Annotated in this window: 16 protein-coding genes; all 16 read left to right on the top strand. The window is 69.2% G+C overall.

Features of this window, described 5'->3' with window-relative positions; all coding sequences use genetic code 11:
* Positions 1–459 precede the first annotated feature (459 nt).
* The 16 genes from fliE (at position 460) to flhA (ending at position 15,023) form a co-directional block, all read left to right on the top strand.
* Positions 460–795, top strand: coding sequence for a flagellar hook-basal body complex protein FliE (gene fliE / locus ACEZHJ_RS10340; RefSeq protein WP_026320970.1), 336 nt, complete (start codon positions 460–462; stop codon positions 793–795).
* Positions 796–809: 14 nt separating this feature from the next.
* Positions 810–2,642 carry a flagellar basal-body MS-ring/collar protein FliF gene (gene fliF, locus ACEZHJ_RS10335; RefSeq protein ID WP_375036478.1) on the top strand — a complete coding sequence of 611 codons (1,833 nt, stop codon included), beginning with the start codon at positions 810–812 and terminating at the stop codon, positions 2,640–2,642.
* A gap of 6 nt (positions 2,643–2,648) precedes the next feature.
* Entirely contained in the window at positions 2,649–3,635 is a 987-nt protein-coding gene (gene fliG, locus ACEZHJ_RS10330) for a flagellar motor switch protein FliG (protein WP_018717365.1), read from the top strand.
* Complete coding sequence (locus ACEZHJ_RS10325; protein ID WP_018717366.1) at positions 3,632–4,348, top strand: flagellar assembly protein FliH; 717 nt, start codon at positions 3,632–3,634, stop codon at positions 4,346–4,348. Before fliG ends, ACEZHJ_RS10325 begins: the two co-directional genes overlap by 4 nt.
* Positions 4,341–5,699 carry a flagellar protein export ATPase FliI gene (gene fliI / locus ACEZHJ_RS10320; protein ID WP_259199680.1) on the top strand — a complete coding sequence of 453 codons (1,359 nt, stop codon included), beginning with the start codon at positions 4,341–4,343 and terminating at the stop codon, positions 5,697–5,699. Before ACEZHJ_RS10325 ends, fliI begins: the two co-directional genes overlap by 8 nt.
* Positions 5,700–5,711: 12 nt before the next feature.
* Positions 5,712–6,173: a flagellar export protein FliJ gene (fliJ, locus tag ACEZHJ_RS10315; RefSeq protein WP_240466041.1), complete on the top strand. Its 462-nt coding sequence runs from the start codon at positions 5,712–5,714 to the stop codon at positions 6,171–6,173.
* Complete coding sequence (locus ACEZHJ_RS10310) at positions 6,173–7,225, top strand: flagellar hook-length control protein FliK (protein ID WP_375036477.1); 1,053 nt, start codon at positions 6,173–6,175, stop codon at positions 7,223–7,225. Before fliJ ends, ACEZHJ_RS10310 begins: the two co-directional genes overlap by 1 nt.
* A gap of 109 nt (positions 7,226–7,334) precedes the next feature.
* Positions 7,335–7,880, top strand: a complete 546-nt coding sequence (gene fliL, locus ACEZHJ_RS10305) for a flagellar basal body-associated protein FliL (protein ID WP_018717370.1) — start codon at positions 7,335–7,337, stop codon at positions 7,878–7,880.
* 15 nt (positions 7,881–7,895) lie between these two features.
* Entirely contained in the window at positions 7,896–8,921 is a 1,026-nt protein-coding gene (fliM, locus tag ACEZHJ_RS10300) for a flagellar motor switch protein FliM (RefSeq protein WP_018717371.1), read from the top strand.
* Positions 8,914–9,423, top strand: a complete 510-nt coding sequence (gene fliN / locus ACEZHJ_RS10295) for a flagellar motor switch protein FliN (protein ID WP_018717372.1) — start codon at positions 8,914–8,916, stop codon at positions 9,421–9,423. The genes fliM and fliN overlap by 8 nt, the downstream gene beginning before the upstream one ends.
* Entirely contained in the window at positions 9,420–9,827 is a 408-nt protein-coding gene (fliO, locus tag ACEZHJ_RS10290; protein WP_375036476.1) for a flagellar biosynthetic protein FliO, read from the top strand. Before fliN ends, fliO begins: the two co-directional genes overlap by 4 nt.
* The gene (fliP, locus tag ACEZHJ_RS10285; RefSeq protein ID WP_375036475.1) at positions 9,824–10,576 is read left to right on the top strand and encodes a flagellar type III secretion system pore protein FliP; all 753 of its coding nucleotides are present in this window, start codon (positions 9,824–9,826) and stop codon (positions 10,574–10,576) included. Before fliO ends, fliP begins: the two co-directional genes overlap by 4 nt.
* Positions 10,577–10,616: 40 nt before the next feature.
* Positions 10,617–10,886: a flagellar biosynthesis protein FliQ gene (gene fliQ, locus ACEZHJ_RS10280; protein ID WP_018717375.1), complete on the top strand. Its 270-nt coding sequence runs from the start codon at positions 10,617–10,619 to the stop codon at positions 10,884–10,886.
* The gene (gene fliR / locus ACEZHJ_RS10275) at positions 10,883–11,659 is read left to right on the top strand and encodes a flagellar biosynthetic protein FliR (protein ID WP_018717376.1); all 777 of its coding nucleotides are present in this window, start codon (positions 10,883–10,885) and stop codon (positions 11,657–11,659) included. Before fliQ ends, fliR begins: the two co-directional genes overlap by 4 nt.
* A 100-nt stretch (positions 11,660–11,759) precedes the next feature.
* Entirely contained in the window at positions 11,760–12,905 is a 1,146-nt protein-coding gene (flhB, locus tag ACEZHJ_RS10270; RefSeq protein ID WP_018717377.1) for a flagellar biosynthesis protein FlhB, read from the top strand.
* Positions 12,906–12,914: 9 nt separating this feature from the next.
* Positions 12,915–15,023 (top strand): flagellar biosynthesis protein FlhA, encoded by a 2,109-nt coding sequence (gene flhA / locus ACEZHJ_RS10265; protein WP_018717378.1) that lies wholly within the window; start codon positions 12,915–12,917, stop codon positions 15,021–15,023.
* The last annotated feature ends 25 nt before the right edge of the window (positions 15,024–15,048 follow it).

Raw genomic sequence — 15,048 nt, 5'->3', positions numbered from 1 at the left:
TGCCCGACCTACAAAGGTGGGTAGGTCGTGCGCCGCAGGCGTGCGACGTCTTTCGGGGCGCCCGAGCGGGGTCAGGGACGTCGCACACGGCTTGGCGGCCGTGCCCGACCTACAACGATGGGTAGGTCGTGCGCCGCAGGCGTGCGACGTCTTTCGGGGCGCCCGAGCGGGGTCAGGGACGTCGCACACGGCCTGGCGGCCGTGTCCGGCCTACCCTTGGCGGCGGGAGCTACACCTTCTCCCCAACCCCTCTCCTGTGAAGGGAGAGGGGCACGGCGCGGTCGGCTTGGCCGGTAGGTCGGCTGCTCCTGGCAGCCGACAGGCCGGCTGTCGGCAGTTCCGGGCGGAGCCGTTGCGTCGGCCGGCGCCGGATTTGCCCGGCACGTGACGGGGGTTCTCGAAAGTGGGCACGGCCCTTGCAACACCGGGGCAGGTCCAATGCCCGTGGAGGGAATGAACATGGCCGACCCCAGTATCCAGCAGGTGCTCGCGCAGATGCGCACCCTGGCCTCGCAGGCCCAGCGCACACCGTCCAACGAGGCCGCGGCCACCGCGACCGGCACCGCCTCGTCGTCGCAGGGCTTCCAGGGGATGCTCACCGATGCGCTGCGTTCCGTGAACGACCTGCAGCAGACCGCGAGTCAGAAATCCGACACCTTCCTCCGGGGCGGCAACGTCTCGCTGGCAGAGGCAATGGTGGCGGGGCAGAAGTCGCGGGTGGCGTTCACTGCGGTCAAGGAGACCCGGACCCAGCTACTGGACGCATACCGCCAGATATCGCGGATGCAGGTGTAACTTAGGGCACGGCAATGGCGCAGGCGAGTCAGGCACTCACGACACAGCCCGGGCAGCAGCCCGCCACCGATACCGCCGGGTCGGGACCGCGGCGCGACGGTCAGGGGCGGCTCGGCCGGCTCATCAGCGAGTACCTGGGCGACCGGGTATTCCGTCAGCTCGCGCTGGTGCTTGGCCTGGCAGTGGCGATCGCCGCCGGTGTCGGCCTGGTGATGTGGGTGCAGGAGCCCATGTACCGGCCCCTGTTCTCGGATCTGCCCGCCGAGGACGCCAGTGCCGTGATGGACGCCCTGCAGACGGCGAACATCCCGTTCCAGGTGGACGAGAACAGCGGCGCCATCATGGTGCCGATGGATCGCATCTACGACGCGCGCATGACGCTCTCCGCCCAGGGCCTGCCGCAGACCGGTGGTGTGGGGTTCGAGAGCCTGCGCAAGGATCCGGGCTTCGGCACCAGCCGGTTCCTGCAGACGGCCCGGTTCCACAGGGCGCTGGAGACCGAGCTCGGCCGCACCATAACCAGCCTCAACGCCGTGCGCTCGGCGCGCGTGCATCTCGCCATCCCCGAGCGCTCGGCGTTCGTCAGCGAGGACCGCAAGCCCACCGCATCGGTAACCGTCACGCTATTTCCCGGCCGGTCGCTTAGCGACGGCCAGGTCCGGGCGGTGGTCAACCTCGTCGCCGGCGCGGTTCCCGAGCTCAGCGCCGAGCGTGTTTCAGTGGTCGATCAGGACGGCACGCTGCTCACCGAGCAGTCCGGGGGCAACGGTGCCGAGGCCAGCGGTGAGCAGCTCGCCCAGCAGCGGCGTATCGAGCGGAACTACGTCCAGCGCATTCGCGATCTGCTCGCGCCCATCGTGGGCCGGGACAAGGTGCGGGCGCAGGTGGATGCGCAGCTTGACTTTTCGGTCACCGAGCAGACCGAGGAGCGCTACGACCCGGATCAGACGGCGCTGCGCAGCGAGCAGATTTCCAATGATCGTTCCGTGCGTGGCGAGGGGCCGAACGGTGTCCCCGGTGCCCTGACCAATCAGCCGCCGGCGGGCGGCCAGTTGGCCCCTGTACAGCAGGGACAGCAGGGTCAACAGGGCGCGAACGCTCAGGGTCAGGGCGGCCAGGGCGGCCAGGGCGGCAACGCCCAGGGCCAGGGCGGTCAGGGCGGCGCCCAGACGCAGGTGGTGGACGCCAGCGAGAGCGCGACCCGCAACTACGAGGTCAGCCGGGTGGTCAGCCACCGCAAGGGCGAGGTGGGCACGATCCAGCGCCTCTCGGTGGCGGTGTTGCTGGACCAGCCGACCACGACCAATGATGCGGGTGAGACGGTGGCCGATCCGTTTTCCGCCGACCAGCTCGAGGAGATCCGCTCGCTGGTCCAGCGCGCTGTGGGCTTCAACCCCGGCAGGGGCGATACACTGGACGTGGTGAGCACGGAATTCCGTGCCCCGGTGGAGCAGGCGCCGGACGTGTCGCCGCCGCTCTGGGAGCAGCCCTGGGTATGGGAGCTCGGGCGGTTGCTGCTCGCGACCATCGTGGGGCTGGTGTTGATCCTGGCAGTGATTCGCCCGCTCATCCAGGGCCTGCTCGGACGCGACCGGCGCCGCGACGGTGAGGCGCGCGAGGACGGCGAGGCGGCAGCTCAGAGCGCGCAGCTCGAGGGGCAGAGTGCTGAGCAGGCGCAGCTTATGGCCGAGCGGGCCCAGCGACAGGTCGAGAGCGGCGGTGGCAGCCGGGGCAGCGAGGAGTACGAGCAGCGCGTGCAGGCGGCACGCGAGATGGCCAGTAGCGAGCCGGCACTGGCGGCGAACGTCATCAAGAGCTGGCTCAGTCCGGAAGGCAGCAGCGAGTAGCACGGCATGACGGGTGCGGAGCGCGCGGCGATATTTCTCATGACCCTCGGCGAGAACGAGGCGGCCGAGATCATGCAGCACCTGGGCCCGCGGGAAGTCCAGCAGCTGGGACTAGCCATGTCGAGCCTGGAAAACGTCTCCAAGGATCAGGTCAACAAGGTCCTCAACGACTTCGTCACCACCGTCGAGGAGCAGACGTCGCTGGGCATCGGCAACACCGACTACATCCGCTCGGTGCTGGTCAAGGCCCTGGGCGAGGACCGCGCCGGCAGCATCATCGACCGCATCCTCATGGGCGGCAACACCCGCGGCCTGGAGCAGCTCAAGTGGCTCGATCCACGCACGATCGCGGAGATGGTGCGCCTGGAACACCCGCAGATCATCGCCATCGTGCTTGCCTACCTGGACGCCGACCAGGCCGCGCAGGTGCTCGCGGAGCTGCCGGATCGTATCCGCCACGACATCGTCATGCGTATCGCCACCCTGGAGAGCATCCAGCCCGCCGCGCTGCAGGAGCTCGACGAGATCATGGAGCGTCAATTCTCCGGCAAGCAGCGGATCAAGTCGTCGTCCATCGGCGGGGCACAGTCGGCGGCGAACATCATGAACTACCTCGACTCCAGCGTTGAGAGCGACGTCATGGAGCATATCCAGACCGCCGACAGCGAGCTCGGCGACCAGATCCAGGACCTCATGTTCGTGTTCGACGACCTCGCCGACGTCGACGACCGCGGCGTGCAGCTGCTGCTGCGCGAGGTCGGCACGGACATCCTCGTGCTCGCGCTCAAGGGCGCGGACGACCGGGTCAAGGACAAGGTCATGCGCAACCTCTCCAAGCGCGCCGCCGAGATGCTCCAGGACGATCTCGAGGCCAAGGGGCCGGTGCGCGTCAGCGAGGTCGAGCAGGCGCAGAAGGAAATCCTTACCGTGGCGCGGCGGCTTGCCGATGAGGGCCAGATCATGCTCGGCGGCGGTGGGGAGTCCTTTGTATGAGCGAGCGTATCCGCCCGATCTGGGCCGAGGAGAACGACACGGGTGTCGCCAGTGCGTGGGAGATCCCCGATATGGCGGGCAACCGGCGCGACGAGGCCACCGAGCCGGCGCCGGAGATGCCGAGCGTCGAGGAGATCGAACGGATGCAGGCCGAGGCGCGTGCCGAGGCCGCGCGGGAGGGGCGCCGCGAAGGCTACGAAAAGGGCTTCGCCGAGGGCCGGCAGGCGGGCCTGGACCAGGGGCAGGCGGAGATCAAACGCCGTGCCGGCGAGCTCCAGGCCCTGCTCGATTCGCTCCAGGCCCCAGCCGCGGAGATGGACGCCGAGGTGGAGCAGGGGCTCGCCGAGCTCGCCCTGGCGGTGGCCCGGCAGGTCATCCGCCGGGAAATCGTCACCCAGCACGGCGAGATCGTCGGCGTGGTGCGCGAGGCGGTGGCGGAGCTGCCGCTGGACAACCGTGAGGTGCGCCTGAGGGTGCATCCGGACGATGCCGCCGTGCTCCGCGATGCCGGCGTCGAGGGTGAATGGCGGATCGTTGAGGATCCGTCGGTCAACCGGGGTGGCTGCCTGGTGGACAGCGGTGCTTCCCACGTGGACGCGCGGCTGGAGACCCGGATCGCCAACGTCGCGGCCTCGCTGCTCGGCGACGGCCGGGACGGTGACACGGCCGCGGAGGGCGGGGCGGATCCAGCCGGGGAGGCGGACGATGACTGAGGCCCGCCGCGTGGACTGGGCCGGGCGCCTCGCCGCCCGGCGCGACGGACTGCGGCGGCCGGTCCCCGTCGTTGAGGGGCGGTTGCGCCGGATGATCGGACTCACCCTGGAGGCCGAGGGCTGCGAGGCCCCGGTGGGCTCGCGCTGCGAGATTTTCGGGCACGGCGATCACAGCGTTGAGGCGGAAGTGGTCGGCTTTGCCGAGGGGCGGCTGTTCCTGATGCCCACCGGCGCGCTCCACGGGGTGACCCCGAACGCACGGGTGCTCCCCCGTGAGGAGGCACTCGCGGCGCACGTTGGTCCCGATCTGCTCGGACGCGTGCTCGATGGCGGCGGTGAGCCGCTGGACGACCGTCCCGCGCCGGAGGCGCCGGCACGCATGCCCCTCGCCGGTCGCTCGATCAACCCGCTGGGGCGTGCCCCCATCCGTGAGCCCCTGGATGTGGGCATCCGCGCTATCAACGCGCTGCTTACCGTGGGCCAGGGCCAGCGTATGGGCCTGTTCGCGGGCAGCGGCGTGGGCAAGAGCGTGCTGCTCGGCATGATGACCCGCTACACCAACGCCGACGTCGTGGTGGTGGGGCTCATCGGCGAGCGCGGCCGGGAGGTCAAGGAGTTCATCGAGGACATCCTCGGCGAGGAAGGGCTGGCGCGCTCCGCGGTGGTGGCAGCGCCGGCGGACACCTCGCCGCTGATGCGCATGCACGGGGCCATGCTCGCCACCAGCATCGCCGAGTACTTCCGCGACCAGGGCCTGCGCGTGCTCCTGCTCATGGACTCGCTGACCCGCTACGCCCAGGCCCAGCGCGAGATCGGACTGGCCATCGGCGAGCCGCCGGCGACCAAGGGTTATCCACCGTCGGTGTTCGCGCGCCTGCCCCAGCTCGTCGAGCGCGCCGGCAACGCCGGTCGGGGCGAGGGTTCGATCACCGCCTTCTATACGGTGCTCACCGAGGGCGACGACCAGCAGGACCCGGTGGCCGATTCCGCCCGCGCGATCCTCGACGGGCACATCGTGCTCTCGCGCTCGCTCGCCGAGAGCGGCCACTACCCGGCCATCGACATCGAGGCGTCCGCGAGCCGGGCGATGCTCAACATCACCGACGACGCGCACGTACGCGCGAGTCAGCGCCTGCGGCGGCTCTATGCCACCTACCGGCGCAACGAGGACCTCATCAACGTCGGCGCCTACCAGCACGGCAGCGACGCGTCCGTGGACGAGGCGATCGCCTATCACTCGTCCATCATGCGGTTTCTCGGTCAGGATATCGGCGAGGCCGTTTCGTTCCGGGACGCCGTTGCCGAGCTGCACGACCTCATCGGCGAGGACACGGGGGCGAGTCTTGCCTAAGAGGGGATGCCATTGACACGACGTAGCGAACGCATGCAGCCCATCCAGCGTCTCGCCGGTGAGCGGGCGCGGGAGGATGCGCGCCGTCTCGCCGGCCGCCGGGACGACGCCGAGCAGGAGCGCGAACGCCTCGCCCAGCTCCAGGGTTTCCGTCGGGAGTACGAGCAGCGCTTCGCGGTCTCCGGCCAGGCGGGGATGGACGCCCACAGGCTGCGTGACTACAACGCCTTCATGGCACGTATCGACACGGCGGTGCGCCAGCAGCGCCAGACCGTGGAGGCGGTCGAGGCGGAGGTGACCGCCCTGCGCGAGCAGTGGCTGAAGTCCTGGGGGGATGCCCGGGCACTCGACACCCTGGTCGAGCGCTACCGCGGCGAGGAGCGCCGGCGCGAGGCCGGCCGGGAACAGCGGGAGAACGACGACTTTGCCCAGCGTGTGCGCCGCGGCGGTGCCCGTGACGGGGGGAGGAACTGATGCAGTCGATCAAGCTTTCAACGGAGACCACCGGCGCATCGCCGGGCACGGCGGCCCAGGCGGGCGCCGGCGCAGGGGGCGACGCCTTCGAGACCCGCCTCGGCGAGGCCATCGAGGCCGCCACCGGACGGCGGCTGAGCAAGGAGCAGATCCGCGATCTGCTCGCCGGCGAGGACGGTGCCGGTCTCAGCCGTGAGCAGTTGCTTGCCTTGCTCGCCGGCCAGGACGCCGGTGGCACGGGGCTGGACGCCGACGCCCTGGCGGGCCAGCTCGCCGGTCTGGAGGCCGATGTCGATGTCGACGGCAGTGACGACGATGGTACCGGCATGGACATCGGTGCCTGGATCGCGGCCCTGGTCTCGGCACAGCAGGCCGGCGGGAGCAACGGCGACGGTGCCGACGCCCTGCAGCGCGCCGTTGCCGCCGGCAAGGGTGGCCAGAATGCCGGTGACCGCCTCTCCCAGCTGCTCCAGGGGCTCGGGGCAGGGGGGAGTGCGCCGGACGACAGTAACAGCCGCGACGGCGGGTTCGACGCGCTGCTCGGCAGCGTGGATACCCGCGCCGCCGCGAGCCGCGGCGGCAACGCGACGCCGACGCTGCAGCTCTCGACCCCGGTGGGGCAGCCCGGTTTCACCCGCGGCGTGGCCGATCAGGTCACCTGGATGGTGAACAACGGCACCCAGAATGCCCGGGTCACGCTGGACCCGCCGGATCTGGGTCCGCTGGAGATCTCCGTGTCGACCCGTGACGACCGCACCAGCGTGTCCATCGTCGCCCACCACGCGGGCACCCGGGACGCCCTGATGGCGGACAGCGCGCGGCTGCGGGCGATGCTGGCGGACAACGGGTTCTCGGGGGTCGAGGTCTCGGTGCGTGACGGCAGCGCCGAGGGCGGCAACGCCCAGGCCTTTGGCGACGGGGGCGCTGGCGCCGACGGCGGTCACTCCGGCGACGGCGGCGGCGGCCAGGGCAGCGGTCCGGGCGCCTCGGAGATCCGTCAGGACAACGGCGGCCTGATCGGCGGCAACGGCCTCGTGGACCATTACGTTTGAGCGTGCGGTGCGGAATTGGTTTGCGCCGGGTGGCGGCGTATCCTTGCCGGCCGGTCCGCAGAACACCGCCAGCGCCGGCGCGCTGAACGAATCAACAGGGGGATAAGGAATGCCGACGAACGTCTCCGGGCGCGTCCCGCCCGCCTCGCCGGGCCGGCAGTCGGGCCTGTCCAAGCTGGTCCTGATCCTGGTCATCATGCTGGGCCTGCTGCTCATCGGTGGCGGCACGGTGGCGGCGCTGTACTTCACCGGCGTCGTCGGCGGCGACCAGGCGGCCGAGGCGGCCGCGGCGGAGGGCGATGCCCAGGACGGCGCCCAGAAGGAGCCCGAGCCCAAGCCGGCGCTGTATCTGCCGCTGGAGCCGCCGATCGTGGTGAACTTCAGCGGCGAGCAGCGCAGCGGCTACCTGCAGGTGGGCGTGGAGCTCATGGCCCGCGACCAGGCGGTGCTCGACGCGGTCAAGACCCACATGCCGGTGGTGCGCAACAACCTCATCCTGCTCTTCGGCGATCAGGACTACGACACCCTGGACAACCGCGCCGGCAAGGAGCAGCTTCGGGCGAAGGCCCGGGAGGCGGTGAACGAAGTGCTCTCGAACCACGGTATCGAGGGGCAGGTGGAAGCGGTGTATTTCACCTCCTTCATTCTCCAGTGACGGCGGATCCGCGCGATGAGTGATCAGGACATCCTGAGCCAGGACGAGATCGATGCCCTGCTTCACGGCATAGACGGCGGGGACGTGGCCGGTGAGGAGGAGGAAGCCTATACCGATCCGGGCCAGGCGAAGTCCTTCGACTTCGAGAGCCAGGAGCGGATCGTGCGTGGGCGCATGCCCACGCTGGAGATGATCAACGAGCGCTTCGCGCGGCTGTTCCGCATCGGGCTGTTCAACATGCTGCGCAAGGCCCCGGAGGTCTCGGTGGGCGGCATGGAGATGATGAAGTTCTCCGAGTACGTCCACACCCTGTACGTGCCCACCAGCCTCAATCTGATCAAGGTCCAGCCGCTGCGCGGCACGGCGCTGTGCATCCTGGATCCCAAGCTGGTGTTCATCCTGGTGGACAACTTCTTCGGCGGCGACGGGCGCTACTTCACCAAGATCGAGGGCCGCGAGTTCACGCCCACGGAGACGCGGGTGATCCGCATGGTGCTCGATCAGGCGTTCGCCGACCTCTACGAGGCCTGGAACCCGATCCTGTCGGTGGAGTTCGATTACGTTTCCTCGGAGGTGAACCCCCAGTTCGCCAACATCGTCTCGCCCTCCGAGGTGGTGGTGGTCTCCAAGTTCCAGGTGGAGATGGACGGCGGCGGCGGTGAGTTCCACGTGACGCTGCCCTACACCATGATCGAGCCGGTGCGCGAGATCCTGGACGCCGGCGTGCAGAGTGACCGCAACGAGGTCGACGAGCGCTGGATCCGCTCGCTGCGCGAGGAGATGAAGCAGGCCCGTGTGGAGCTGTCCTCCTCGCTCACCGACGTGACCATCGGGCTGCGCGATCTCATGCGCATGAAGCCCGGCGACGTCATTCCCATCGAGATGCCCGAGACGGTCACCGTGGTCGCCGAGGACGAGGTCCCGGTGCTGCGCGGCCGCCTCGGCCAGTCGAACGGCAACATGGCGGTTCAGATCACGGAGTTGCTGCGCGTACCCGAGCGCGACAGCCTGATCAAGCTGAGGAACAGAGAGCATGAGTGACGAGGACAACCAGCAGGACGATCAGGGCCAGCTCGGTGACGAGTGGGAAGCGGCCCTGGCCGAGCAGGGCGTACAGGATGGCGACGCCGACGACGAGGGCGGTACCGCCGGCGGCGGCGCCGGGGAGACGGGCGATGATGCAGGGGACGCCCCCGGCGGACAGTCGGCCGCCGACGAGGCCTTCCAGCGCGCGGCGCTGAACGATCTCCAGGACAGCGCCGGTGCGAAGCCCGCGGACGAGGACGTCAATCTCGACGTCATCCTCGATATCCCGGTGACCCTGTCCATGGAGATCGGGCGCACCAAGATCAGTATCCGCAACCTGCTCCAGCTCAACCAGGGCTCGGTGGTCGAGCTCGACCGCCTGGCCGGTGAGCCCATGGACGTCATGGTCAACGGTACCCTGGTGGCCCATGGCGAGGTGGTCGTGGTCAACGAACGCTTCGGCATCCGGCTGACCGACGTTGTCAGCCCCAGCGAACGCGTGAGAAAGCTCAAATGAGACGGGCGTTCGCGGCGGTGACGTCGCTCGCGCCGGCCGCCGCGGCGGCCGCCGAGGGCAGCGGTGTGGATACCGGGGCGCTGCTGCGCCTCACGCTGGGACTCGCCGGCGTGCTCGCGCTGATCGTGGTGCTCGCCTGGGGGATGCGGCGGATGGGGCGTTTCGGCAGTAACGCCGGCGGGCGGCTGCGCGTGCTCGGTGCGGTGCCCGTGGGCCAGCGCGAGCGGGTCGTGCTGTTGCAGGCCGGCGAGCGCCAGCTCCTGATCGGCGTGGCCCCGGGCTCGGTGCGCACGCTGCAGGTGCTCGACGAGCCCATTGCGCCAGTGGACGGTGGCGGGGCGCCGGCACAGACCGGCTTCGCCGCGCGCCTGCGGGGTGCGATGCGCGATACGGAGGCGTCGTGAGCCGACGCTGGCTCTGGGGGCTGCTCGCCGCGCTGCTGGTGCTGCTGCCGCTGGCCGCCTGGGGCCAGGCGGACGGCATGCCGGCGCTGACCATGGAGCAGACCGCAGACGGTGAGCAATGGAGCCTGAGTCTCCAGGTGCTCGCGCTGATGACGCTGCTCACGCTGCTGCCGGCCATCGTGCTGATGATGACGGCATTCACGCGGATCATCGTCGTGCTTGCCATCCTGCGCACCGCCATCGGCACTCAGAGCACGCCGTCCAACCAGGTGCTGGTGGGGCTGGCGTTCTTCCTCACCCTGTTCGTGATGCAGCCGGTCTTCCAGCAGATCAACAGCCAGGCCCTGCAGCCCTACATGGCCGATGAGCTGGGACCGGTGGAGGCGATGCAGACCGCGGTGAAGCCGTTGCGCGGCTTCATGCTCGCCCAGACCCGGGAGCAGGACCTGTCCATGTTCCTGAATATCTCCGGCGAGGGGCAGGTCGAGGGGCCCGAGGCGGTCCCGTTGACGGTGCTGGTGCCCGCGTTCGTGACCAGTGAGCTCAAGACCGCCTTCCAGATCGGCTTCATCCTGTTCCTGCCGTTCCTGGTCATCGACCTGGTGGTGGCGAGCACGCTGATGTCCATGGGCATGCTCATGCTCTCGCCGATGATCATCTCGCTGCCGTTCAAGATCATGCTGTTCGTGCTCGTCGACGGCTGGTCGATGATCATGGGCACGCTGGCGCGCAGCTTCACCGCGGGGTAAGGCGGGGCGGCAATGGCCGCTGCGCAACCGGGAGGGAGTCATGGAACCGTCTTTCGCGATACAGCTCGGCAAGGAGGCGCTCACCGTCGCCATCCTCATCGCCGCCCCCATACTGCTCTCGGCGCTTGCCGCCGGCCTGATCATCGGCATGTTCCAGGCGGCGACCCAGATCAACGAGCAGACCCTGTCGTTCGTGCCCAAGCTCGCGGTGCTGGCGCTCACGCTGTTCATCGCCTCGCCGTGGATGCTCAACGTGCTCATGGACTTCACCGAGGGGCTGTTCCGCAACATCCCGCAGTTCATCCGGTGAACCTCGAGGCGGCGCAGATCACCGCCTGGCTCGGCCAGTTCCTCTGGCCGCTGGTGCGTGTCGGCGCGATGATGCTGGTCGCGCCGGTGTTCTCCAACGCGGCGGTGCCGGTGCGCATCCGTGTGCTCCTGGGCGTGGCACTGACGGTGGCGGTGATGCCGGCGGCCGGCGGTGCGCCGGCGCTGGATCCGCTTTCGGCCGCCGCGGTGGTGCTCGCTGCCCAGCAGGTGATTATCGGCGCGGCCATGGGGCTGCTGGTGGCGATGGCGTTCCAGACCGTGGTGGTGGCGGGCGAGAGCATCTCGCTGACCATGGGGCTCGGTTTCGCGACCATGGTCGACCCGCAGTCCGGGGTGCCCGTGCCCGTGCTCTCGCAATTCCTGCTGGTGATCCTCACACTGCTGTTTCTCGCCTTCGGCGGCCATCTGGTGCTCATTCAGCTGGTCGCGGAGAGCTTCCGGCTGCTGCCACTGGATGCCGGCGGCCTGGCCGCCGAGGATTTCCACACGGTGGTGGCATTCGCCTCGACCATGTTCTCGGGGGCCGTGCTGTTGGCCCTGCCCGCAATGGCGGCGCTGCTGATGATCAACATGATCATCGGCGTGATGACCCGCGTCGCTCCGCAGATGAACATCTTCTCGGTGGGCTTCCCCATCACCATGCTCTCCGGGTTCGTCATCCTGCTCACCCTCGTGCTCCCCTCGATGCCCCAGCGCATGTCAGCCATCTGGCGCCAGGCCTTCGACACCATCCGCCAGATTCTCGGCGCCTGACCCCCCCCCGTCCGCCGCCGGCGGGTGTAAGCACGTTGTCCGTGCACTGGTACGAAACCTGCTTGCCCGGTACCGGGACGGTACGTATCGCGAGGCGGGGATGGCCGAGGAAACCCCGGACGGGCAGGAAAAAACCGAAGAGCCGACCGAAAAGCGGCGGCGGGACGCAAAGGAAAAGGGTCAGGTCCCGCGATCGCGGGAGCTGAGCACCACCCTCGCCATGCTCGCCGCCGCGGTGGGGCTGCTAGGGCTCGGCGGCTATATGGCCGATGGCCTGGACGCGCTGCTGCGCGGCAACCTCGCCGTCGACCGCGCCGCCGCCTTCGACCCGAATGCTCCCGTGCGCATGTTCGAGGAGGCGATCATCCAGGGCATCCTCGTGGTGGCGCCGTTCGCGCTGATCATGCTCGCGGTCAACCTGGTGGCGCCGGTGGCGCTGGGTGGCTGGTCGTTCAGCGGCAAGGCGCTGGCGCCGAAGCTCGAGAAGATCAGTCCCCTCAAGGGATTCAAGCGGATATTCGGCGTCAATGGCCTGGTGGAGCTCGGCAAGGCGCTGGCCAAGATCACGGTGGTGGGGACAGTGGGGGTGGTGATGCTGAAGGTCCAGCTCCGCGACTTCCAGGCGCTCACGGGCATGCCGCTGGCCGCGGGCGCGGCGCAGGCGGCCGACCTGTTCTTCGGCACCTTCCTCGTTCTCTCCGTCTCGCTGATCCTCATCGCGGCGGTGGATATCCCCTACCAGATCTGGGACCACACCAAGAAGCTGCGCATGACCAAGCAGGAGGTCAAGGACGAGTTCAAGGACACCGAGGGCAAGCCCGAGGTCAAGGGCCGTATCCGCCAGCTCCAGCAGGAGCTGGCCCGGGGACGGATGATGGAGGCGGTGCCCGAGGCGGACGTGGTGGTCACCAACCCCACCCATTTCGCGGTGGCGCTGCGTTACGACGGCGCGAACATGCGCGCGCCGCGGGTGGTCGCCAAGGGGGGTGACCAGCTCGCCCGGCGCATCCGCGAGCTCGCCGGCGAGCACCGGGTGCCGCTGTTCGAGGCGCCGCAGCTCGCACGGGCGCTCTATCACACCACGGACATAGACGACGAGATCCCGGCGGGCCTCTACCTGGCGGTGGCCCAGGTGCTCGCCTACATCTTCCGGCTGCGGCGGGGTACGGCGGGCGGGCCGCCCCCGGCGCCGGAGGTCCCCGAGGAATTCAGGCAGTACGCGCGGCGCGGCGCGGCACAGGAGTAAGGCACGGACATGGCGGCGGTAATCTCTCGCAACTGGCGGCGCTTCGGGGTCACCGGGCTCGGCACGCCGGCACTGCTCATCGCGCTGCTGGCGATGATGGTGGTGCCCCTGCCGCCGCTGGCGCTGGACCTGTTGTTCACCTTCAACATCGTGTTGAGCCTGGTGATCCTGCTGGTGACGGTCTACAGCCATCGCCCGCTGGACTTCGCGGCGTTCCCCACGGTGCTGCTGGTGGCGACGCTGCTGCGTCTGGCCCTCAACGTCGCCTCCACCCGGGTGGTGCTGATCGAAGGGCACACCGGTCCGGGCGCGGCGGGCAACGTGATCGAGTCCTTCGGCTCGTTCGTCATCGGCGGCAACTACGCGGTGGGCCTGGTGGTCTTCGCGATCCTGGTGATCATCAACTTCGTGGTGGTGACCAAGGGTGCCGGGCGCGTCTCCGAGGTCAGCGCGCGCTTCACCCTGGACGCGCTGCCCGGCAAGCAGATGGCCATCGACGCCGACCTCAACGCCGGCATCATCGACCAGCAGCAGGCGAAGGAGCGGCGCGAGGACGTCGCCCAGGAGGCGGACTTCTACGGCTCCATGGACGGCGCCAGCAAGTTCGTGCGCGGCGACGCCATCGCCGGCATCCTGATCCTGTTCATCAACATCATCGGCGGCCTGGCGGTGGGCGTGCTCCAGCACGATATGCCGGCGGGCCAGGCGATGCAGAACTACACCCTGCTCACCATCGGCGACGGCCTGGTCGCGCAGATCCCGTCACTGGTGCTCTCCACGGCCACGGCCATCCTCGTCACCCGCGTGTCGTCGTCCCAGGACATGGCCGGCGCCGTGCTCTCGCAGCTGTTCAGTAACCGCCGCGTGCTGCTGATCAGCGGCGGCATCGTCGCCTCAATCGGCCTGATCCCGGGCATGCCGAACCTCACCTTCCTGCTCCTCGGCGGTCTGTGCCTGGGGGGGGCCTGGTGGCAGAAGCGCCGGGAGGAGGAGACCGCGGCGGCGGAGACACCGGCGCCGGCGGGTCAGGAGGCGGAGGCGTCGCGGCCGGAGCAGCGCGAGCTCACCTGGGAGGACGTGCCGCCGGTGGATACCGTCGGTCTGGAGGTGGGCTACGGGCTGATCCCGCTGGTGGACCGTAACCAGGACGGCCAGCTGCTCACCCGGATCAAGGGCGTGCGCAAGAAGGTTTCCCAGGACCTCGGCTTTCTGGTGCCGTCTGTGCACATCCGTGACAACCTCGATCTTGCCCCGAACGCCTACCGGATCAGCGTCCTGGGGGTGCCCGTGGGCGAGGCCGAGGTCCAGCCCGGCCGGGAGCTGGCGATCAATCCGGGGACCGTGTCCGGTCGGCTAGACGGTGCGCCGACGCGGGATCCCGCCTTCGGCCTGGAGGCGGTCTGGATCGACGCCAATCAGCGCGACTATGCCCAGAGCCTGGGCTACACCGTGGTTGACAGCAGCACCGTGGTTGCCACCCATCTCAGCCAGGTCGTCCAGGACAACGCCCACCAGCTGCTCGGCCACGACGAGACCCAGAAGCTGCTGGACATGCTCGCGCGCCAGCAGCCCAAGCTGGTCGAGGAGCTGGTTCCGACCACCCTGTCGCTGTCGGTGGTCACCAAGGTCCTCCAGAACCTGCTCTCGGAGCGGGTGCCGCTGCGGGATATGCGCTCCATCGTCGAGACCCTGGCGGAGCACGGCCCGCGGGTTCAGGACCCGCAGCAGCTCACGCAGATCGTGCGCGAGGCCCTGGGCCGGATGATCGTCCAGGGGATCTCCGGCATCAACGGCGAGCTGCCGGTGATTACGCTGGAGCCACAGCTGGAACAGTTGTTGCAGGACACTATCCAGGGGGTATCCGAGGGGGCCGCCGGCTTCGAGCCGGGGCTCGCCGAGCGTCTGCAGCGCTCGCTGACCCAGAGTGCCCGGCGCCAGGAGATGAGCGGTCAGCCCGCGGTGCTGCTCACCTCGCCGGGACTCAGGAGCTGGCTCTACCGGCTCACGCGGCACGCGAGTCCCGGACTGCACGTGCTTTCCTACAACGAGATACCCGACGAACGGGAGGTCCGGGTCGTCGCCACGGTGGGACAGCAGGAGGTCTCGCAGGCGGGCTGACCCGGTTTGACGGCCCTAGTGGAGC

Source organism: Arhodomonas sp. KWT2, from assembly GCF_041949875.1.
In the GTDB taxonomy this organism is placed as follows: Bacteria; Pseudomonadota; Gammaproteobacteria; order Nitrococcales; family Nitrococcaceae; genus Arhodomonas; species Arhodomonas aquaeolei.
This window is presented reverse-complemented; position numbering and strand designations above follow the sequence as displayed.